The following is a 21961-nucleotide window of genomic DNA, read 5'->3' as shown; positions in this document are numbered from 1 at the left end:
ATATATAGTCCGTTATTTAACAATCCAAGGTGTGGCGCTGATAAGCTCAGCATGACTGCTTAGTACTGTGTTATCGTCTTGCCAGTCGTCTGTTACTTTTATTGAGCAACGCTGCTCTTTACAGCTAACGCCATTTGCCGAGATAGCGTCTTGACCATTAAATTTAAGTACAACACCTTGTTGTTCAGGAAGCAAAAACCACATTAATTTGCTGACAAAAAAGCCTGATAAATCAGATAACAGCTCGTCAAACTCTTCATTTAACGTATATAAGTTTGCTTTACTAAGTTCAAAATCTGCCAAATCAGTCGCTTCAATCTGTAACTTTAATTGGCATTCATGTTTAGGGTTTTCTGGTTGCACAACAATAACAGCTTTATCTGTATCTAATTGCTTATCAAAAGGTAAAAGTAACTGAGCTTTATCTGTATAAGTTAAGTCAAACTCTTGTTTTTCTGTAATTATTTTACCTGATTTAATAGTGCATACTTCGTTACTAGCAATATCAGACAAATAAAAGTTAACTTGAGCGTATTGAAACTCACCTTTATTCACGACTTTTAAACGATCATAAAAGCCATCATAAGCAATAACAAATTCAGTTGCTGCGGCTTTAGAGGAAACCGCGCTTAGCGCAACCGCGATGGTTGCTGCTTTTAACCATGGAAGGAGTTTATTCATCAAAGTAAGCTCTATTTTGATTTATCATAGTGTTTAATTCATCAATATATGCTTCACGGCGCTCAGAGTATGATAACAAACCTTGTGTTAACTTGGTTGCTTCTATAGGTTTTTGCTGGCGACGTAAATCGGCACGAATTAATCGTAAATCTTTATACGCAGCATGGGTATTAATATTTTTAAAATATGAGCTTACAGCAGCACGTACCGATTTAAATGCTGTCACTTCATGGGCCGCTTCGTTAGCACGGCGACGAGGAACCATGCCACAACCCTTTTTGTAACACCATTGACCGAAAAAGTTTAAACCAATCCGTGCAAAGCGTGACGTGCCCCATGCTGATTCATTTGCTGCTTGCATTAGCGCAAGCTCTTTAGGAATGATATCAACTCGACGTAGTGCTTGGGTAAGCGATAAAGTGTCAATAGTGTTAGGCAACTTGTAGCTGGTAAGAATTTTTTTAATATCTGACTTTTGCTTGCTCGTAAGCGGCTCATTGTACTCAAGCATCATGCGCGCAATTTCTAGTTTAGCTCGCTGCTGTAAAATTTTTTTATTTTCGGCCTCAACATGTGGGCGAATAAAATCAAAAAAAGCATGTTTCTTCTCTTTTACATCAGTAAATGCTGCAAAGTCAGGCAGTTTTACATTATGTAATGGTTTTTCTTTTTTGATTACGCGCTGGGTTCCGGTAGGCGTGCTCTGAGTTTGTTCAGATTCTTCAACTGTCACTTCTTTTTCGATAAATGGCGAAAATAACGCCCATGCAAAAAAAGCGGTTAATAAAGCTCGAAAAACGTACTTAAGCATGTATTCTCTCAAATAAACTACTACTCATGTGCGGTTAACTCACGCACACACAAAGGCGAAGTATACCAAAGCAGATGATTTTTAGCGAATTCAGCACTATAAAACCACCCATAAAAGGGACAAACTATTGACGTAACAGTGTAGTTTGCTCGCAATTTTCAAGCGCTTGCGTATACTGAAAAGTAAGCAAACAAGGAATAGGAAGGTTATTTTTATGTGCCAATCTTGGCAAGCTCGCATTATTAATCAACAAAAATATCGTCCAAACGATAACCGCTCAGCTTGGCAGGTTGACCGCTCTCGAATCATACACGCCGCAGCATTTAGGCGTTTGCAGGCCAAAACTCAGATTATGGGTATTGGCTTAAATGATTTTTATAGAACTCGTCTTACTCATTCTTTAGAAGTTGCCCAAATTGGCAGTGGTTTATTACGCCATTTGAAAAAGCAGCACCCTGAATTTACGAATTTTCCTAGCGGTAGTTTACTCGAAACCTTATGCCTTGCTCATGATATTGGCCACCCTCCTTTTGGTCATGGTGGTGAAATAGCATTAAATTACATGATGCGCGATCATGGTGGCTTTGAAGGTAACGCGCAAACACTTAGAATTGTCTCTAAGCTTGAGCCCTATTCAAATGGCTATGGCATGAACTTAACCAGGCGCACCTTGTTAGGTTTTATTAAATATCCAGCCTTCATTGATGATTTGTGGCACAGCATTCCACCTTTGAGCGAGCAGCGTAGCTTTATTAAAGCTGACCATTGGCGACCAGCTAAGGGGTTATACACCGACGATAAAGATATTTTCGACTGGATCATGGAGCCACTGTCTAATAACGATAAAGCACTGCTGAGCAGTCATTATAAGGTTGATGAATTTAGAGCCAAAACCCACTATAAATCGATAGACTCAGCAATTATGGAATTAGCTGACGATATTGCGTATGCCGTTCATGATTTAGAAGACGCTATAGCAACAGAGGTTTTAACGTTGGCTGATTGGCAAAATCATGCCCTTGTACAACTACAAGAGCTTGACTCTGCGTGGCTAACCACTCATTTAAGCTCGATAACCGCCAGACTCTTTTCTCATCACGAGTATGAGCGTAAAGACGCCATTGGTGAGTTGGTAAACACCTTTATTATTAACGCTCAGTTAGTTGTACAAAACGCAGATTTCGAATCTGAAATATTACAGTACACGGTGAGTCTTCCAGATGAATTTGCCGAAATTCTTAACGTGCTAAAACATTTTGTTTTTAAACGCTTAATTCGTGAGCCGAAGATGCAGCAAGTGGAGTTTAAAGGGCAAAACCTGCTGATTGAATTATTTAGTGCTTTTGCCAGCGACCCAATGCGCTTATTACCAGAAACAACGCAAGAAATGTGGCTAAATGCGCACCAACAAGGCGATAATGCGATGCGCATAATCTGTGATTATTTGTCAGGAATGAGTGACGAATACGCCTACAAAACCTATCAGCGTTTGTTTTTGCCCTCTGCTTAAGTAATTTTTGAACACTATTTGATAGTGTTCTAAAATTAAGCAGGTTATTAATAAATAATCGCACTTCTTTAGATGCATTCTATTTAACATGGATTGAAATAATGCTCAAAAAATACCTGCTCATCAGTGCAGCTGTTGCAAGTTCATTTGCTTGCTATAGCGCAGAAACACTTCCAGATCCGCTTCTCGAAGAGCGCGGCATAATAATTAAAGATGCAACCCACTTTGATTGGGTGCGACTTAATTCTGGCGAATGGCTCAAAGGCGAGCTTGTCTCTTTGTACGACAAAGAAGTTGAGTTTGACAGCGACATTCTTGATACATTAATGATTGATCGCGAAGATATCTATATGATTATTTCAGATCGCCATCATACGGTTCGCTTTAACGATGGCAATGAACTCAGTGGTACACTTAATATATCGGGCGGTTATGTAAAAGTTGGCGAACAAGAAGCTAAATACCGTTATCGCGATTTAGTCTCAATTGCTCCCTCAGTTGAAAGCGAACTCAGTGCATGGACTGTAAAGTTATCCATGGGTGCTGATTTGGCCCGTGGAAATACTGACCAAACTGAATATTCTATTAAAGCTGACATAAAGCGCCGTACTGCTTCAAGTCGATTTTTATCTGAGATTTTAGGCTATCGCACTACCAGTGATGATCAAATTACTAAAAACAATATTCGTGCTAACGGTACATTTGACTGGTTTTACACACAAAAAATGTATTATCGCCCTATTTTCTTCGAATACTATCGTGACCCGTTCCAAAATATCGCCAATAAATACACTGTCGGCGCCGGTGTTGGTTATTATGTGATAGATACCGACAAAACAGAATGGGATTTTACAGCGGGGCCTGCTTATCAAAAAACCCAATTTGACACTGTAGCAGCTGGAGAAGATAAGAGTAACTCATCAATGTCTTGGTTTATTTCTACAAATTATGAGTTAGAAATCACTAAGAAAATCGATTTTTCATTAAACTATCGCTACCTAACTGCAAGCAGTGATGCTGGCGGTGACTCACAATATGCTTTGGCTGCGTTTGAATTTGAAATCACAGATGATATCGATTTTGATGTGTCATTAGTTTGGGATTACCTTGCCGACCCGATTGCCGATGAAAACGGTGTAGTACCAGAAAAAGAAGATTACAAAATGATTTTCGCATTGGGTATCGATTTATAATATCAATTCGCTTGATCGATACAAAAACGCCGAGCTAAGCTCGGCGTTTTTAATTTTAGTTAAGTAATATATACATTACCTTATAGCGATTTAACACCCATGTTGTATAGAGTAAAGCCATAAATATCAGCGTACTGATCGATGATCTTACTTGTTGGTGTTCCTGCACCATGGCCTGCATTTGTTTCAATGCGAATAAGATACGGATTTTGTTTAGCACCTTTTTCTTGTAGCTCTGCTGCAAACTTAAAGGAATGCGCAGGTACCACACGGTCATCATGATCCCCTGTTGTTACTAAGGTTGCTGGGTAGCTAACACCCTCTTTTACATTATGAACTGGTGAGTAACCTTTTAAGTACTCGAACATTTCTTTACTTTGTTCACTCGTACCGTAGTCATACGCCCAACCAGCACCAGCTGTAAAGGTGTGGTAACGCAGCATATCTAAAACACCTACAGCAGGAAGCGCAACTTTAAATAGCTCAGGGCGCTGTGTCATAACCGCACCAACTAATAAGCCACCATTTGAGCCACCACGTACCGCTAGGTAATCAGGTGAGCTGTATTGTTTTTCGTTTAAGTACTCACCCGCTGCAATAAAGTCATCAAATACATTTTGTTTCTTAAGCTGTGTACCATTTACATGCCATTCTTTACCGTATTCGCCACCACCACGAATATTAGCAACAGCATAGATACCACCGTGCTCAAGCCATGCCGCAATTGTAGGGCTGTAGCTTGGTGTTAAGCTCACGTTAAAGCCACCATAACCATATAAAATAGTCGGATTTTTACCGTTAAGTTCGGTGCCCTTTTTGTACGAAATTATCATCGGAACTTTGGTGCCATCTTTTGATGTATAGAACACTTGTTCAGAGATATATTCTTCGCTATTAAATTTAGCGCCCGACTTGCGGTACACATCAGACTTACCTGATTCAACATCAAACGAATAGGTATTGCCTGGTGTAGTGTAATTAGTAAATGAGTAATACAGCGTTTGTGCATCGTGCTTACCGCTAAAGCCATATGCAGTACCCACACCTGGTAGGCTGATGTCACGCACCAATTTGCCTGATTTATCGTATTGTTTTACTTGCGAAATCGCATCAACCATATACTTAGCAAAGAAGTAGTCACCGCCTTTTGAAAGGCTAAGCACATTGTCAGTTTCTGGGATTAAATCTTGCCAATTTTCTGGGCTTGGATCAGCTGCATCAACAGTTACAACACGTTTATTTGGCGCGTTTAAGTTAGTCACCAAATATAGTTTCGAGCCGTCATTATCAATAATTGAGGTATCTGAGTCAGTGTTATCTAAAATAGTCACTAACTCGCTGTCAGGCTTAGTTAAATCTTTGATAAACAGTTTATTACCTGAAGTTGAAGTACTTGCAGCAATAATTAAATAACGATTATCACGGGTTACATCAGCACCAATATAACGATGTTTCTGAGCCTCTGTGCCACCATAAACTAATTGGTCATCTGCTTGTGCCGTGCCTAACTTATGGTAGTAAACTTTATGTTGATCTGTTTTTGCAGAAAGCTCACTACCCTTTGGCTTATCGTAGCTCGAATAATAGAAACCTTCGTTGCCAAGCCAAGAGATACCACTGAATTTTACATCGACTAATGCTTCTTCAATTGGTTGTTTAGTCGCAGTATCAATAATGATAATTTTACGCCAGTCACTGCCGCCTTCAGAGATTTGATAAGCCGCTAAAGTGCCGTCTTCTGTGAATGTTAAGCCCGACATTGAGGTTGTGCCGTCGCTACTGAAAGTATTTGGATCTAAGAATACCTCAGCTTCAGAGTCGCCTTTTTTACGATAAACTACGTACTGATTTTGCAGACCATCGTTTTTATAAAAGTAGGTGTACTCACCCTCTTTAAATGGCGCTGTGACTTTTTCGTAGTTCATCAACTTTTCAAGCGTAGTTTTTAGCTCATCGCGATACGGAATATTTTTTAGATAAGAAAAGGTAACGTCATTTTCGGCTTTAACCCACTGGGCTGTTTCGTCGCTCATATCGTCTTCTAACCAACGATACGGATCGGCTACTTTCTCACCGAAGTACTCGTCAACAACATTGCCTTTTTTAGTTTCTGGATAATTCACAGCAGCTTTAACCTCTGCAGTTTTCACTGTTTGTTCTGTTTTTGTTGGGGTAGACTCACCGCAGCCCGCCAATGCAACAACAATCGCACATGCTAGTGTTTTCTTGATCATAATAAATTTACTTTTAGTTATTGTTAATAAAATGAAAGTAAAATTAAAGCATTAGAATGTCTAGTAATTTGCGGTTAAACACCGGAAGTGCTGTAAACCAATGTAAAAACAAAAAAGCCACGTAGTAACGTGGCTCTTCAAAGCATGTATTTGCTCAGCGATTATACTTTTGTTAACCAGCCATGAGTATCTGCTGATTTACCCCATTGAATATCATTCAATGCTTGGCGTAATTTTGCGACTTTTTCACCCGGCTCACCCGACCCCACTTTAAACTCTTGGTTGTTATGAATAAGTGTGCCAACCGAAGTAAGTACCGCAGCAGTACCTGATAACGCAGCTTCAGTACCTGGTTTAGCGGCTCTTTCTAGTAACTCAGACACAGTAAAGTTACGCTCAGATACTGTCATACCTAAATCTTTAGCAATCGTTAAAATACTATTACGTGTTACACCGTGTAAGAATGTGCTATCAAGTGCTTTTGTGATGATTTCATCACCATCAATTAGAATGAAGTTTGCAGCACCAGTTTCTTGTACATCACCACCAGGGCAGAATAAAATTTGGTCTGCTTGATGCTCTGAGCGAGCTTCTAAGATTGGACCTAATGCACTTGCGTAGTTACCACCACTTTTAACCATACCCATGTGTGGTGCACAGCGCATGCCATCTTCTTCAAGTAATACACGTAATGCTGTAGCACCACCAGCAAAGTAATCACCCACTGGCGAAAGTAATACATACAGTAGTGAACTCATTGACGGTGCAGCCGCTTTACCAATAGCCGCTTCTGTACCAATGTGAGTTGGGCGAATATACATAGACCCCGGTGGTGTTGGTGTTTCGTCTGCGTATTCTTTTACAATGTCTTTGATCATTTGCTCAAGCATGGTTTCGTCAAAGTCAGGTAAGTTTAGTAACTTAGAGCTTTGTTTCATACGCGCAATGTTAGCATCCATACGAAAGATATAGACCGAGCCATCTTCGTGACGAAATGCTTTTAATCCTTCAAAACAGGTGCTTGAGTAATGTAATACGTGAGCACCCGCATGTAATTCGATTTTATCAGATGGGACCAGCGCACTTTCACTCCATGAGTTATCAGCAAAACGTGCTTGGATCATTTGTGGCATAAATACAGTACCAAATGCGGCCATTGTTGTTCTCTCTTGTTTGGACTACTTTTACCCCATTGTATGCTAATCCATCCCCGTTTAACCATAGCAAACTAGTGCCTTTTATCGATTAAAGTGATAATAATCCGACCATTTGGTACAAAAAATGCGCAACCCAAGTTGCGCATTGTTTACTGAGAATCATTCGCTAACAAATGACTATAAATTATCTGTAGTTCATTTTTGCTGTGAGGCGATTAAAAAAGCCCGGGAAAAAACGCTTGATAGTCGGTGCTAAACCACTTATTCCTTCACCAATAACAACTTCATCTTTCTCGGCTTCAATGGCTTTAATCATTTTTGCAGCCGCTTTTGCCACATCCATGCCGTTTTCGATTGATTCCTCTGGCTTATTTTGCGGTTTACCTTGACCATCTAACGAATTATGCGCAATGGCTGTTTTAATTGAACCTGGGCAAATAGTCAGGCAATTCACATTTTTGTCGGCTAGTTCTGCTCTTAAGCAATCCATAAAGCCCACGACCGCATATTTAGAGCCCGAATAACCCGTTCTAAACTTTGAACCGACTTTACCCGCTACACTGCTAATTGATACCACCATGCCCATACCTTGCTTCACCATCTGTGGTACGACCGCCTTAGTTAAAGCAATTAAACCAAAATAGTTTACTTCCATCAGTTGGCGATAAACCGTAAATTCGTTTTCTAAAAATAGACTACGCTGCGACACCCCACCGTTATTGATAAGCACATCAATGCGGCCAATTCGCTCGATCACTGCTGGCATATCTTCAAGTAAGGCTTCGGGCTTTGCCAAATCAAGGGCGACTACATGATGATTACCGCCGAGTCTTGTATTAAGAGCGTTGAGTTTTTCCTCATTACGGGCAGACAGTACTAGCGTTGCACCTTTTGCCGCCAATTGCTCACAAAGTGCCTCACCAATTCCAGAAGATGCCCCAGTAACCCAAACTGTTTTACCATTTAATTGCATGTGTGTTCCTTATTATTGTTGTTATGCTTTATTAGGCCCTGCATGTTGTTCGATATGATCAGCAATATCTTTATAAAAACCAAGCATAATCAAGAACTCTGCTAATACAAATAACGGCCCTATGACCAAACCAATTAAATCATCAACAAAGGCTGGCTTTTTACCTTCAAAATAGTGACCAATAAACTGAAACACCCAACCAACCACGAAACTGCCAATGCTCACAGTTAGCCATAACTCTGTTGAAAGCGACACCACAGGCTCAGCAGCAATGCTTAACAAACTTAAGCATACAGCCATAATTAACCCCACAGATAAGCTAAGCATTAAGTAATAAAGACAGGTGAGCGCAATTACCACGGTTGCCAAGGAGATAACAGCAGGCTCTGAGATAAGCGTGACGCGTTGCAATAAACAAATAATTGCAAACACAATTAATGGGATGCCGATAAAGTGAGTGACAATATTGCGTTTAGAACGGTGATAAAGGGCGTAATTTGTCAGTTGTTGTTTTAATGTTTTCATTGTTTTTCCTGCCAAAACTGTGTTCAAAATTCAGATTAGCAGAAAATTCACCAACAAGAATGTCAACTAGCCGACATTTAAAGTTGCTAGCTTAAAATCACACATTAAACCAGCGCATCAATAACTTTGCCTTTTTCAGCTTCTGGTCGCATATCCATGCGTTCGCGATCTTTTTGATATTCTTCATCGAGCATCGCTTGCAGCTCATTCATTTTTTCTTGCAGTGCTTTAGTATCGGCACCTTGTTGTTGCATTTGTTCAGTAAGCTTCTCTATTTGCGCTTTTATTTCATCAATTTTCTCTTTATCAACCCCGAGCCGCTGATAAACCAAAGCTTCTTGAGCTTGTGCTAAAAAAGAGCTGGGCTCAGGCTGCTTTTGTAAAAGTTGTTGTGCTGAAGATGCTGGCGTATGCATTGCTTTCACACCCTCAGTGCGAGCCGTTTGCGACAGCTTAGCAGCAACCGAAGCGTGATAAGGGTTATATTGATTATGAAATGTAATTGCCACAAGTTGTCTTCCATTTAAGCTTGATTACAACCTTGCAGCAATTTTAGTTCCAAGCTAGCATTGAGATTGCAATTTATCGATATCAATAATCTCAATCGTTTGATATTTAAGGTTAATAATTGAGTCAGCTTGCAGGGATTGTAATATTTGGTTAATGGTTTGCCGTGTTAAATAGGTCATATCGGCAAGTTGTTGCTGGGTAAGCGGCAAACAGCTTTGGTGTGACGATTGAAAAAGCATGCATAACCGCTTACTCACCTTTTGCTTTGCTGTAAGGAGTGCGTGATCTTCTAATGAGTCAAACAGATTTCGCACTTTATTGGTAAGCAGCAGCCCAAAGTCATGCCAATATGCAGGATGCTCTTGTAATAACTGAGTTAATGCCCGCTCAGGTACGTGTAAAAGTCGTACCGCAGTTTGAGCATACACATCGTGGGTGCGTTTACCACCATCAAACAAAGCCACTTCACCAAACCACATAGCACCGGTTACAAAACTGAGCACGGCTTCTTTGCCTTGGCTATTGACCCCAGAAACTCTAAGCACACCATTAATAACACAATACAGACCGGTATTTTCATCACCACGCAAAAACAATGCATCACCCGCATTTAAGGTGATTAATTTAGCATTTTTTACTAGCTTGTCCCTAAATAATTGTGTGCGATTTTTAAACCATTTGTCTTGGTTAATTACCGAAAGGTCTTGTTCATTCAAGTGTTTATCCTTTACATTGGTGTAGTGTGCATATATCCAAGCCACCTCAAAATGCAGAATTCAGCGTTTCACAGATTGTTTGGATATCTAAATAATAAAAGGATACGGGATGTTAAACAAACTACTTTCGACCAGCCTACTTCTCAGTGCTATTTCTACCCCTGCATTTGCGAGTGATATTAATACTGAACTTAAATCTGCCAATAAAAGCGTCAGCGAAAAAGTCATTAAATGGCGCCGTCATTTACACAAATACCCAGAGCTTAGTAACCGTGAGTTTGAAACAGCTAAATACGTGGCTAAGCATTTACGTTCTCTAGGCCTTGAGGTTCAAACAGGTGTGGCACATACCGGTGTAGTTGCCAAACTTAAGGGGGGCAAAAAAGGTCCGCTTATTGCGCTACGTGCTGATATGGATGCATTACCTGTTAAAGAGCAAGTAGACTTACCTTTCGCGTCAACTCAAACAACAGAGTACAAAGGCAATACCGTTGGCGTAATGCATGCCTGTGGTCATGATAACCATGTGGCTATTTTAATGGCAGCCGCTGAGTCTTTAGTAAAAATTAAAGAAGAGCTCGCGGGTGATATTCTGTTTGTCTTCCAACCTGCTGAAGAAGGTGCTCCTGATGGTGAAGAAGGTGGTGCTGAGCTGATGCTTAAAGAAGGCTTATTTAAAGAAAAGCCAGAAGCCGTATTTGGTTTACACGTAACCAGTTCACTTAATACCGGACAAATTGGTTTTCGTGAAGGGCCGCTAATGGCCAGCGCCGACAAATTTACAATCACAGTAAAAGGTCGCCAAACTCACGGTTCTCGCCCTTGGAATGGGGTTGACCCAATTGTGGCGTCATCACAAATTATTATGGCAACACAAACCATCGCTTCTCGCCAAGTTGATGTGACTAAAGCGCCTTCGGTGGTTTCATTTGGTGCCATTAATGGCGGTGTGCGTAACAACATCATCCCTGATCAAGTTGAAATGGTGGGCACAATCCGTACCTTTGACCAAGAAATGCGTGCTGACATTAAAAAACGTTTAGCTAAAACCGCTGAGATGGTAGCTGAATCAGGTGGCGCAGAAGCACATGTTCACATTGATCATGGTTACCCAGTAACAGTAAACGATGTTGAATTAACCAAGAAAATGACACCAACTCTTGCTGGTGTGGTTGGCAAAGAAAACCTGATCACAACGCCACTTATCACAGGTGCCGAAGACTTTAGTTACTACGCCTTAGAAACACCGGGCATGTTCTTTTTCTTAGGTGTCACACCAAAAGGTCAAGATGCAGTTACAGCACCTAGTAACCATTCACCACACTTTTTTGCAGACGAAAAAGCTTTACAGCTTGGCGTAAATGCAATGACGCAATTAGTGGTTGATTACCTAAAATAATAAAAATTTTCTTACCGGCGGGTGACATCACTACCCGCCCTATTTTCTTAGCTGTTCAGCATCAATAAAGTTCATTTTGCTAGGGTTTAGTTACTATAAACAGGTAAGGAAACCCCATGACATCAGAATACTTTCATTTTTTAAGCATTATCGGTGTAGCGTTTTTTGCTATTTCTGGCACCTTGCTGGGCCATGAAAAAAGTGTTGGTGGTTTTGGTGTGGTGGTTGTTGCCACAGTCACAGCTCTAGGTGGTGGCACACTTCGAGACATATTGCTTAACAAACCAGTATTTTGGATAGCTCAGCCCGATTATTTGTACGCAACTTACATAGCCATATTCGCCTCTATTTTATCTATTCGTCACTTACCCGATTTAAGTAACACCACCATGCTATTAATGGATGCCGTAGGGATGGCAATTTTCAACATTATTGGTATCGAAAAGGCGCTGATCGGCGGCGCAGATATGATTGTTGCCATCACCATGGGTATGACCACAGGTATTTTTGGTGGCCTGATGCGTGATGTGATCTGCCGAGAAGTGCCTTTAGTAATGGGTGAAGAACTCTATTCAACCGCTTGCTTATCTGGCGGGTTAACTTACGCGGCTTTATTCACCCTAGAGGTGAGTTATATTTGGTGCATTCTTGGCGCATTTGCTGTGACGGTCTGTTTAAGATTAGGCGCCATACACTTTGGCTGGCAACCTAACCTGTTTCGTAAAAGCAGCTTTAAACGTTCTTAGCAGGTCATATAAATACAGCCATCCAGTGGCATGTCAGCGGGGTATTGGGTTTGAATAAACCCCATTTTTTCATAAGCTGTTTTAGCAAGGGTATTATGGGTATATACAAACAACGACAAGCTATCACACTGCAACTGCTGTTTGCCCTGCTCTCCTAGTAAATTTATCAACACTTTCGCAAGACCTTTGCCTCGCTCACTTGGCGCGATAACTAGCCGTCCTAAATGGCAACGACCTTCACGTAAATAGTATTGACCAAACCCTAACATGCAGCCTTCGTCATTAACCAACGCGAAGGAATTCAGCGCATCTAGGTTTAAATCATTCTTAAAGCTTTGCGTATCAAATGGATAATTAAAAAATGGCCCAGACCAAATACGCAGTTCAGCCTCTGAGTTAAACCAACCCATTAACTCGTTGAGTTGGTCACTCGTTACTTTAACTAGCTTCATGTTTTAACCTATCGTATAAACCCGATGCACGAGTAACAGACTTATTCATTGCCATGAGCAATACATTTTTATCGGCCACCAGCTCAAATGTGGTTTTCGCGCGGGTGATCCCCGTGTAAACCAATTGTCTGTTAATGCCCTGATTAGCCTGTTTTATTGGCGGTAAAATCATCGCTGTGTAAGCAAATTCAGAGCCTTGCGACTTATGAATTGTCATGGCATACACTTTGTCGTGAGCAGGTAAGCGTGCGGGCGAAAAGGCACGAATATTTTCTTGTTCATCAACAAACATGGCTTTTAACTGACCTTGCTCATCGTGCATTAAAATACCGATGTCGCCATTAAACAGTTTTAGTTGGTAGTCGTTTTGGCTGATCATAATTGGCATACCCACGTAATGCCTTTGATATGGCGAGATTAAACCTTGTTGAGCCAGTGCTTTTTCAATACGCTGATTAAGGCTATTTACACCGTAATCACCCTCTCTGACTGCAGCTAACAACTGATAATGCGCAAAGGCTTTATGCACACTGGCAACACTTGCCCCTTGCTGGATAAGCTGCAAATAATCGTGATATTGCAACGCAGCTTGTTGCACAAATTGCTCAATCGGTTTACTAATTACGCTGTAATTAAGTTTAAGGTCTTTAAAGCCACCTTGATTAATCGTTTGCTCAACATAGCCCAGTAAGCCACTGTTATTGGTATTTACAGCTTGTGCTAATTGACCAATGCCGCTGCTACCATCAAAACGATAACTTTGCTGTAAAAACGCAATACAATCGTTAAGTACAAAATGACTGCTCGCCGGGGGTATTTCGCTCTGATTATTAAAACAAACGCGATTAAGCTGCGCTGCTCTTTCACTACTGTAATCAGGCATTTTGCCAAGCTCTAACCCTTGGCATAGGTCGCTAAGAATACTGCCCGTATCAACCGAGGCTAATTGGTCTTTATCACCCAGTAAAATAAGCCTTGCATGGCTCGGTAATGCCTCGATTAGTTTTGCCATAAGCGACAAATCAACCATCGACGCTTCATCAATGATCAGTACATCTAAATGCAGCTTATTACGCTTGTTATGGCGAAACTTGTTGGTATGCGGAATAACGCCCAGTAAACGGTGAATCGTTTGCGCGCTGTCAGGAATAAGTGGCGCGATATTATCAGGGATCATACTAAGCTTTTGTTTTGCCCCTAAAATCGACTCGGTTAAACGCGCTGCCGCTTTACCTGTCGGTGCAACCAGCTTAATTGTTAGCGGCGCACTGGCATACAAAGATTGTAATATGGCCAATAGCTTAGTTACAGTTGTGGTTTTACCTGTACCCGGGCCCCCAGTGATCACACTAAAGCCTTTTGTTGCAGCAATCGCACAGGCTACTTTTTGCCAGTTTAATGTTTTAATAGGATCGCTTAGGTTGGTTGTATGGTCACTGCTAGGAAAATACACCTCAAGTAATGCCGTTAATTCGGCTTCATCAAGGGTGAGTTCTTTCGTTGCTAAATGATGTAAACGCGAAGCCAGTGTGGTTTCGTACTCTGCCAAGCGGGCAAAATAAAGTTTATTCGCAAACAACAGTAGTGGCTTGTCGTCCCCTACGCACTCAGCATTCATTAGTTTATTAACAACCTCATTAAGGCTAAATTCCATAGCAAACGGGGTTAAAACCTCAGGGGCTGCAATGCTGGCATCAGCAAAGCTTTGCTCTCTAATTTCAAACGGATTTTGCCAGTTTATATTCACGAGCTCTAAGCAGCTGTGCTGACTTTGCTGCGCGGCCGCAAGTAATAAAATCAGGTAAAACACTTCGTTGTGCGCTGCTTCGTTATTCTCTACCAGTGTTTCTGTGCCAGTCAATAGCTCTGCGAGTTTAACATCAACTAAGCGAATACGTTTTGCCTCAAGTAAATAACTCAGTAACGGCTGTGTTTTAAGTTCTGTGGCAGGCAACACTAAATCGCTTTGGGCATGTTGTTCTGGCTGCTTATTCATTGGCTCGTTTGGCTCATGGTCATCAAAGCCGAATGTCAGTTGACTCATAGCATGGCTCCTTGTGCGAATAAGCTATCCAGCTCAGTTATCTGCTGTTTTGTTAACTGATTAAAATACACCCCTTGTCCTTCGCTCATACCACGTAAGAAGGTGTAGTAAACACCCCCTAAATGCGTATCGCTATCGTAATCTTGAATACGTTGTTTTAATAAACGGTGCAGTGCCACGGTATAAATTAAATACTGCAAATGATACTGATGACTGGTCATGGCTTGCTCTAGTTGCTCATGTTGGTAATCAGCCGCATTATTACCTAAAAAGTTCGATTTATAATCAAGAATATAATACTTACCCTGCCAGCAAAATATTAAATCTATAAAGCCTTTTAGTAAGCCTTGCACCTCACTAAAATCAAGCTGCCCTGGTAAATTAAAGTGCTTTACCAACACTTGGTTAAGCTTATCACTTGAGAGTGATAACAGCGGTAAGTTAAATTCCATTTCGACCAAACAGGTATCGGGCTCAAGTACTGATAAACTAAGCCCTTTATCGTTTAGTGGGCAATTCAGTGCAGCAAGGATCCACTGCTCGGTCATTTCCTGCCAGCTATCGTCAATATGGTATTTTTCGAATAACGTTTTGATCACTTTATCAAGGGCGTGGTCATCTTGCTCGCTGGCTGGGCGCGTTAACGCATAAGGGTCGGTAAAGTCTAATTGCTCAAATATTTCATGCAAACAACTACCCGGCTTTGCCCCTTTAGGGAAGCTGTAAGGTGTTAAAGCATTGGCATTTTGGGCTAAAAACTCATCTTTTTCGTGGTCTTCATCACTGCGGCCAAGTTCAATATGATCAGTATGCTTTTTCAGCGTTAAGCTACTAAAGCTGGTTGAGCGCCAATCACGCTGAATGTCTGCTTTAACAGTATTAACTTGATAGGCTTGCTCACTGTCAGCACCAGCAAAAGTTAACTTTTCAAGCTCACCAGCTTCGCTAAACGCCTCATAGTGCATGTGCGCAGAGCCTTCACAAAATTGTTGTAACAATGCGCGCCATTCATCGCCCGATTTAATCTCTAACCCTGCAAATAATACGTGACCAATGCTGGTACTTTGAATTCCAGGGCGAGCACTACGACCTTGCGAAATGTTATACATACCCACAGAACAAAAATGCACGGCACGAGTCAATGCCACATAGAGTAAGCGTAAATCTTCAGCCAAGCGCTCTTGCTCTGCTTTTTGCATTGCGTCGTCACTTTTAGCAAGGTCAAAAATCAGCTTACCGTCTTTATGGTAAAGGGCTTCTTTGCTTTCACGATAACCACAGGCAAACGGCATGAATACAATCGGGTACTCTAAGCCTTTTGAGGCGTGCATGGTGACAATTTTCACCAAATTAGCATCGCTTTCTAGGCGTACTTGCACCGCTTCACCATCTTGTTGACTAACTTTTTGCGCAAACCAACGCAGCAATCTGTGGGTGCCCTCAAGCTCAATTTGCTTTTGCTGTAAGATTTCCCCTAAATGACGGAAATCGGTGAGCCAGCGCTCAACGTTGTAACCTAAACCTTGCCAACGTGCTGCGAGCTGATTATGGCTTAATAAACGCTCGAGCATCGCCATAGCGCCTTGTTTATGCCAAATGTGAGCAAGCTGAGCAAAAAAGTTTAAATGCTCTTGCCATGCACTTTCATTTTCGTGAAGCTCATAAATACGGTTGTAGCTTAAACAAAACAATGGCCCGGCTAGCACACCACGCAGTAATGATTCATCATACTGACCATGCAATGCCGTTAAAAAGTTCAGTAAATGATGACTAAGCTCTTGGTTAAACACACTGTCACGGGACAAATACACGCTGGCAATGGCGGCTTCTGCTAGTGCTGTTTTCATCAACTGTGCTTCGTTTCGGTCACGCACTAACACACAGATATCAGCAGCCGTGAGAGGCTTTCCTGCAATGGTTGCAGCGCCTGCATTAGCTTGCTTGAGTAGCTCAGTAATTTTTTTCGTATACTGCAAAGCCAGTGCCTGTTGAGCCACCCCTTTGCTGGTTGGCTTGTTGTGGGCTTCGGCGTACTCATCAACAAAAACCGAAAATTCAAACGAACTGGGCATTTCACCGTTTATTAAAAACGCTTTGTCTTGCTGTTTTCCCTTCGCATTAACCTTTTGAAATGGGATCGCATCGTTGTAAATAAAGCTATTAGCATTTTTAGCAAATAAGCGGTTTACACTATCAACAACCCCTTCACTTGAGCGGTAGTTGGTATCTAGGGTGTATTGCTTGCCCTCTGAAACGGCTTGTTTTGCGCCAATATAAGTAAAAATATCAGCACCACGGAAGCCATAAATAGCCTGTTTTGGATCACCTATCATGGCAAGCGTGGTGTTTTTAATGCCATAAATGCGGCTAAAAATACCATATTGAACTGGGTCGGTATCTTGGAATTCGTCAATCATGGCAACCGGAAACAAGGCGGCAATTTTTTCACTTAATGCTTGGCCTTGCTCACTTAAAAGCGCTTGATGCAAATTACTGAGTAAGTCATCTGGAGTAATAACGCCTTGCTCTTGCTTGCGTTTAGCTAATGCACTTGCCACCCATTTAGCAGCATATTGCACTATCGCAATATTCAATCCGTTATTGATAAGGCTACTCAGTTCAGCCATTTCATCAAACTGAGCCAGCATTTCATGACTCAGCAAGCTGCCGTTTTTCTTATAATTCGCAGGGTCGCTTAAATTCTCTGTGCTCCACACTTCGAACGAGTATTTACTGGTACCAAATACAAAAAATAGCTCATCATTGTTTATATACTCTTCAAGCGCAGCAAGGCTGTTTTTTCGACCTGGAGTTTTTGAACCACTTAAATCAGATGCTTTTACAGCATTAATAAATTCACTCTCACGGCATGCCGTTTTAAATGCTGGTACTTTTGCCACAAAGTTGTCGCGCGCTTGCCATATTTCGTCAAGGTTATACTCAGGGGTGATTGTTGCCCCTTGTTTATTGAGTAAACTCACCACCTGTGAATACAGTGAAGCCGGCACGGGGAAAATATCGGTAATTGCTTGCGTGCGCTCTTTTGATTGTGGGTAAACAAAGGCACGCCAAAAGTCATTAAGGGTTTCTTGAATAAGCTCACGCTCATCTAAAATAAACTCTAAGTTAAACGCCACCCCTGATTCAAAAGCATGTTGTTTAAGCATTCGCTGACAAAAGCCATGAATAGTGAATATAGCGGCTTCATCCATCGACTTTGCCGCGGCGTCTAGCAAATCAAATGCGACGTGTTTGTCAGTCACCTCGTTAATTACTTGCTCAATCAGCTCATCATCGGGCTTTTTACCAAGCAGTGCATCTCTGGCATTGATTATACGCGCCCGTACACGGTCTTTAATTTCTTGAGTTGCGGCTTCAGTGAAGGTCACCACCAGTATTTGCTCAACACTTAGAGGCGTATTTAATTGTTCATCTTCACCAGTCGCTTTTTGTAAGCCCAACAAATACCGTAAATACAAACCTGTAATGGTGTAGGTTTTACCTGTACCGGCACTTGCTTCAATAAGGCTTTGCCCACACAGCGCCATACTCATTGGATTAAGCGTTTGCATGATCTGCCTCCTGTGCTAATTCAACAATTGGCGATAACAGCAGCTCGCTCCATTTTATAAACTCTTCTTCACAGTCTTTAAGGTTTTTTATGGTTAAGCGAATGTATGGGTTTTCACCTTCACCTATGCCTATGTATTGCGGCGCGAATTTATTGTTTGCTTTAACCATGTCTTTATCTGTTTTTATGTACTCGTAACCACTGACCGGAAAAAACGCCACAGGACGAGTTAAAAGCGTTTCATAAAGCGAAAACCAATCATTTAAATAGCTACGGGCATCGTCTTCTGACAAAGGTGAAAAACTAATTTGCTTGTCTAAACCAAGAATAAGGGTTTCAACAGGCTGACCCATTATTTGCGCCGCTAAATGATGCACAAAGCCACGAATTACATCTTTTGCTTTAATACTGGCGGTGCGATAAAACACCTGTTTTTGACCATAAATATGATTTAACCAACCTTCTAGTGTGGTATTGGCAATTTTAATATTTACTTCAACGGGTAATGCTTCATCACCTTGAATATGCGCTTTCACTTGCCCAGCAAGCGCATCAACTCGGTGCTGCATACTTTCAAACACAAGGTCGCCAACATGGGCTTGGGGTAATTCACCGCGCTGCATAATTTGCGCTTTATTAAGCGGTAGCTCTTGAATGCTCGCTTCGAGAATTTCATCGAGGTAAAAGTAGCGGCGTAATGCATCTAAACTAAATGGCTCTTCATCTTTAGCGATATCGTTAAATTGCGGTAAGCGTAAACCCAAACTTTGTTGATAAAAGCTCTCGTGCGGCTGGCAAATACTGCGAATAAACTGAGTTAACTCAACACTACTTTCTGGCTGAACACTAAGAGCTTGCTGTGGCTCAGGGTTAACAGCTTGAGTTGGCATCCACACAGGGTTATAGCTGTGTAATTGTGTGGCTAAAGGTTTGTTTGCTTTTTGCTCGTCATCAGTTTGGCTTTTATTACCTTCTTTGTTAGTGGTCAGATAATAAGCCGAGTTAAATGGCTGTAAGTGCTGATAATTAATCAGCGCCTCTGGTAGCTTTAAGTGAGTGTCTTGTTCAGCAAACTCAAAGCTACGGGCTATGTATTCCAAAAGCTCGCTCACTAAAGTTGAGGGCATTCTTGGTTGATTATCAAAACAAGAACGGCCAATATAACTGATGTATAAATTCTCACGGGCACTTAAAATCGCTTCTAAAAACAGGTAACGGTCATCAAGTTTGCGAGAGCGGTCGCCTTTTTGGCGTTTTGAGAAAGGCACTAAGTCAAAACCGATTGGCTGAACGGTACGCGGGTAATCTGCATCATTTAAACCTAGCATGCACACCACTTTAAATGGCACTGCACGCATTGGCATCAGCGTACAAAAGTTAACTTGCCCCACTAAAAAGCGCTGTCCTACGCCTTTTTCTTGAATACCTTGTTTTACAAGGTAACTAACAATGCGCTGCGAAACAGCTTGTTGGTAATCGCCATTGTCATAATGCTTAATCAGTGTATCGAGCACTTTTTGCAGCACTAATAAATCCCAGCTTTGTTCGCCTTCATCGCTATATATATCGTTTAATAACTCTTTTAGAATATCTGCCTTTTCGTTAAGCGGTGCATCAGCTTGCAACTTAGTTTTATAACGGGCCAGTACATCAATAAATTCAATAAGTTTATTTAAGGTATTCAGTGCCATACCTTCAACTTCATCGGCACTGTAAATCCCCGAAAACGGCAATTGCTCATCACGTTGTGCAACACCTAATAACAAGCGGTTTAGGCCATGTTGCCAGGTATTTAAATCTATCGCGGGTAAGCCAAAACTGTCTTTGTGAGCGGCATCTAAGCCCCATTTAACGCCAACGCGTTCAAGCCAAAAACCAATTTGCTCATACTCATGAGCTTCGAGGTTAAATTTTTCGGCAATTTGCGTGACTTGCAGTAAATCAAGAATGTCAGATACACCAAAGCGTGAGTATGGTAAATCAGCTAAACTGGCAAACGAGCTAAGTACTGGTTTTTCTTGCTCTATGGCTAAATCGGCTAACGCATAAGGGATGAAGCGTCGCCCTTCTGCACCACCAAACACTGCCTCAATATACGGGCTATATGTGCCAACATCCGGCATCATTACAATAATATCTTTCGGTGTTAGTGCTTTATTTTCATTGAATAAATTAAGCAAGTAATCGTGTAGTCGTTCGACTTCACGAAGTGGCGTGTGACAATCGCTCAGCACAATACTGGTGTCATCAGCCTGAATCGGCAATTTGCCTTCGTCATTAATAAACCATTCTTTATCAGGCGTTAATGACTCACCCTTAAAAGCTAATTGGTAAATTTCAGACTGTATTTGCGATAACAAGCTTTGATCAAACTCGTTATCGAATCCATCAAGCCACTGCGCATCTAGTTGCAGTAACTGCTCAAAATAGTCTCGGCCTAATTTACCCCACGACGAGAGTAATGGGTTACCAATAAAAAAGTACTCGTGATCAGGGTTTTTCGCGCTGTCTTCAAGCGCTTGTAACTGCGGGCGTTTGGCATATTTAGCAGCAATCTTGGCTGCTGTTTTTTCATCGAGTGTGTCGCCCCAGTAATGTTCACTTGGGTTAAAGAAAAACAAAAACACCTGCGTTTTTTTCGCAATGGCCTGAAATACTTCAAGCTGGCTACTCGCAATTGCAGAAATACCAAATAAGCTAATACGCTCAGGTAATAGGTTTGCGTCCATTTTTTCAAGGGCTGCAAGCAGCTTGTCTTGCATATTGGCGCGGTGATATTGGCTTTGCCCAAGCTCTTTACTGTGTGCCACCAGCTTGCGCCAGAGATCTGGCTGCCATGGTGCAATGCCCACATCAACATCATCAAGTTCATCAATGCCCTGCTCCCAAGTGGCAATCCAATTAGGGCGATACATTAAGTATTGGTCATAAACGTCGGCAATTTTCTCGCACAAGGCAAAGGTTTTTTGCCCTTCACTGTCACCATCCAAATAGGTTTTAAGTGGTAAGTACAGCGGCTCATCAATGCAGTTTGGTAAAATCGCAAACAGCTTCCAAGCAAGGTTCGCTTTGTTATACGGTGATTCACTGGGTACATCAGGCAATAATTGTTGGTAAAGCTGCCATATAAAACTCGAAGGCAGCGGAAAATCAACCTGAGCGGCAATCCCTAAGTGTTCACTTAAACCGATTTTTAGCCACTGCGACATACCCGGTGACTGCACGAGCACAATTTCTTTTTTAAAAGGGCTCGTTAGCGGATTAACTTTAAGAAGAGCGTGAAACCGCGCTTGCAGTGCTTCCATGCGATTTGATTGAATTATATTCAGCACTTTACACTGTCCTTGCTTGAAACTAACTAATTGACACAGTGTAAGATATTTTAATTAGATGGGATAGAGAGAAATACCCGCAAACAAGGCTTATTCCATGTTTGCAG

The 21961-nt window shown here is 41.5% G+C and carries 15 protein-coding genes and 1 pseudogene; 4 read left to right on the top strand and 12 right to left on the bottom strand.

All coding sequences use genetic code 11. The annotated features are described in order from the left end of the window. Positions 1 to 12 precede the first annotated feature (12 nt). Entirely contained in the window at positions 13 to 681 is a 669-nt protein-coding gene (locus JIG37_RS05755; RefSeq protein WP_199528928.1) for a DUF2987 domain-containing protein, read from the bottom strand. Then, entirely contained in the window at positions 674 to 1492 is an 819-nt protein-coding gene (locus JIG37_RS05750; protein WP_054553042.1) for a glucosaminidase domain-containing protein, read from the bottom strand. Before JIG37_RS05750 ends, JIG37_RS05755 begins: the two co-directional genes overlap by 8 nt. A 214-nt stretch (positions 1493 to 1706) precedes the next feature. Here JIG37_RS05750 and JIG37_RS05745 point away from each other — a divergent pair, with 214 nt between their 5' ends. Continuing rightward, the gene (locus JIG37_RS05745; protein ID WP_138602443.1) at positions 1707 to 3002 is read left to right on the top strand and encodes an anti-phage deoxyguanosine triphosphatase; all 1296 of its coding nucleotides are present in this window, start codon (positions 1707 to 1709) and stop codon (positions 3000 to 3002) included. A gap of 101 nt (positions 3003 to 3103) precedes the next feature. Beyond that, complete coding sequence (locus JIG37_RS05740; protein ID WP_199528927.1) at positions 3104 to 4195, top strand: DUF481 domain-containing protein; 1092 nt, start codon at positions 3104 to 3106, stop codon at positions 4193 to 4195. Between the two features lie 80 nt (positions 4196 to 4275). Here JIG37_RS05740 and JIG37_RS05735 read toward each other — a convergent pair whose 3' ends face one another. The 6 genes and pseudogenes from JIG37_RS05735 to JIG37_RS05710 all read right to left on the bottom strand — a co-directional run bounded on the left by JIG37_RS05735 (position 4276) and on the right by JIG37_RS05710 (position 10310). Then, complete coding sequence (locus JIG37_RS05735; RefSeq protein ID WP_199528926.1) at positions 4276 to 6429, bottom strand: prolyl oligopeptidase family serine peptidase; 2154 nt, start codon at positions 6427 to 6429, stop codon at positions 4276 to 4278. A gap of 161 nt (positions 6430 to 6590) precedes the next feature. Continuing rightward, a pseudogene (locus JIG37_RS05730) lies at positions 6591 to 7592 on the bottom strand (branched-chain amino acid aminotransferase); the annotation flags it as partial. 178 nt (positions 7593 to 7770) lie between these two features. Next, positions 7771 to 8559: an SDR family oxidoreductase gene (locus JIG37_RS05725; protein WP_054561314.1), complete on the bottom strand. Its 789-nt coding sequence runs from the start codon at positions 8557 to 8559 to the stop codon at positions 7771 to 7773. A 21-nt stretch (positions 8560 to 8580) separates the two neighbouring features. Beyond that, on the bottom strand, positions 8581 to 9084 hold the full coding sequence (locus JIG37_RS05720; protein ID WP_199528924.1) for an Mpo1-like protein: 504 nt from the start codon (positions 9082 to 9084) through the stop codon (positions 8581 to 8583). 104 nt (positions 9085 to 9188) lie between these two features. Beyond that, positions 9189 to 9593, bottom strand: coding sequence for a hypothetical protein (locus JIG37_RS05715; protein WP_199528923.1), 405 nt, complete (start codon positions 9591 to 9593; stop codon positions 9189 to 9191). 54 nt (positions 9594 to 9647) lie between these two features. Continuing rightward, positions 9648 to 10310: a Crp/Fnr family transcriptional regulator gene (locus JIG37_RS05710; protein WP_166339369.1), complete on the bottom strand. Its 663-nt coding sequence runs from the start codon at positions 10308 to 10310 to the stop codon at positions 9648 to 9650. Positions 10311 to 10419: 109 nt separating this feature from the next. Between JIG37_RS05710 and JIG37_RS05705 the strand changes: the two genes are divergently transcribed. Together JIG37_RS05705 and JIG37_RS05700 are read left to right on the top strand one after the other, a co-directional pair. After that, a complete protein-coding gene (locus tag JIG37_RS05705; RefSeq protein ID WP_199528922.1) occupies positions 10420 to 11709 on the top strand; it encodes an amidohydrolase in 1290 nt (429 codons plus the stop codon). A gap of 116 nt (positions 11710 to 11825) precedes the next feature. After that, positions 11826 to 12455: a trimeric intracellular cation channel family protein gene (locus JIG37_RS05700; RefSeq protein WP_054553032.1), complete on the top strand. Its 630-nt coding sequence runs from the start codon at positions 11826 to 11828 to the stop codon at positions 12453 to 12455. Here the strand turns inward: JIG37_RS05700 and JIG37_RS05695 are convergent. From JIG37_RS05695 to recC, 4 genes are read right to left on the bottom strand one after another with little or no spacing between them, the layout of a single operon-like run. Then, entirely contained in the window at positions 12452 to 12907 is a 456-nt protein-coding gene (locus JIG37_RS05695) for a GNAT family N-acetyltransferase (protein WP_166339375.1), read from the bottom strand. The genes JIG37_RS05700 and JIG37_RS05695 overlap by 4 nt on opposite strands. Continuing rightward, on the bottom strand, positions 12894 to 14903 hold the full coding sequence (recD, locus tag JIG37_RS05690) for an exodeoxyribonuclease V subunit alpha (protein ID WP_244664357.1): 2010 nt from the start codon (positions 14901 to 14903) through the stop codon (positions 12894 to 12896). The genes JIG37_RS05695 and recD overlap by 14 nt, the downstream gene beginning before the upstream one ends. Before the next feature lie 44 nt (positions 14904 to 14947). After that, on the bottom strand, positions 14948 to 18523 hold the full coding sequence (recB, locus tag JIG37_RS05685; RefSeq protein ID WP_199528920.1) for an exodeoxyribonuclease V subunit beta: 3576 nt from the start codon (positions 18521 to 18523) through the stop codon (positions 14948 to 14950). Further along, entirely contained in the window at positions 18510 to 21854 is a 3345-nt protein-coding gene (gene recC / locus JIG37_RS05680) for an exodeoxyribonuclease V subunit gamma (protein WP_199528919.1), read from the bottom strand. The genes recB and recC overlap by 14 nt, the downstream gene beginning before the upstream one ends. Positions 21855 to 21961 lie beyond the last annotated feature (107 nt).

This window comes from Pseudoalteromonas sp. bablab_jr010 (genome assembly GCF_016464105.1).
Taxonomy (GTDB): domain Bacteria; phylum Pseudomonadota; class Gammaproteobacteria; order Enterobacterales; family Alteromonadaceae; genus Pseudoalteromonas; species Pseudoalteromonas simplex.
The sequence above is the reverse complement of the archived record's forward strand: the minus strand, read 5'-3'. Positions and strand labels throughout refer to the sequence as shown.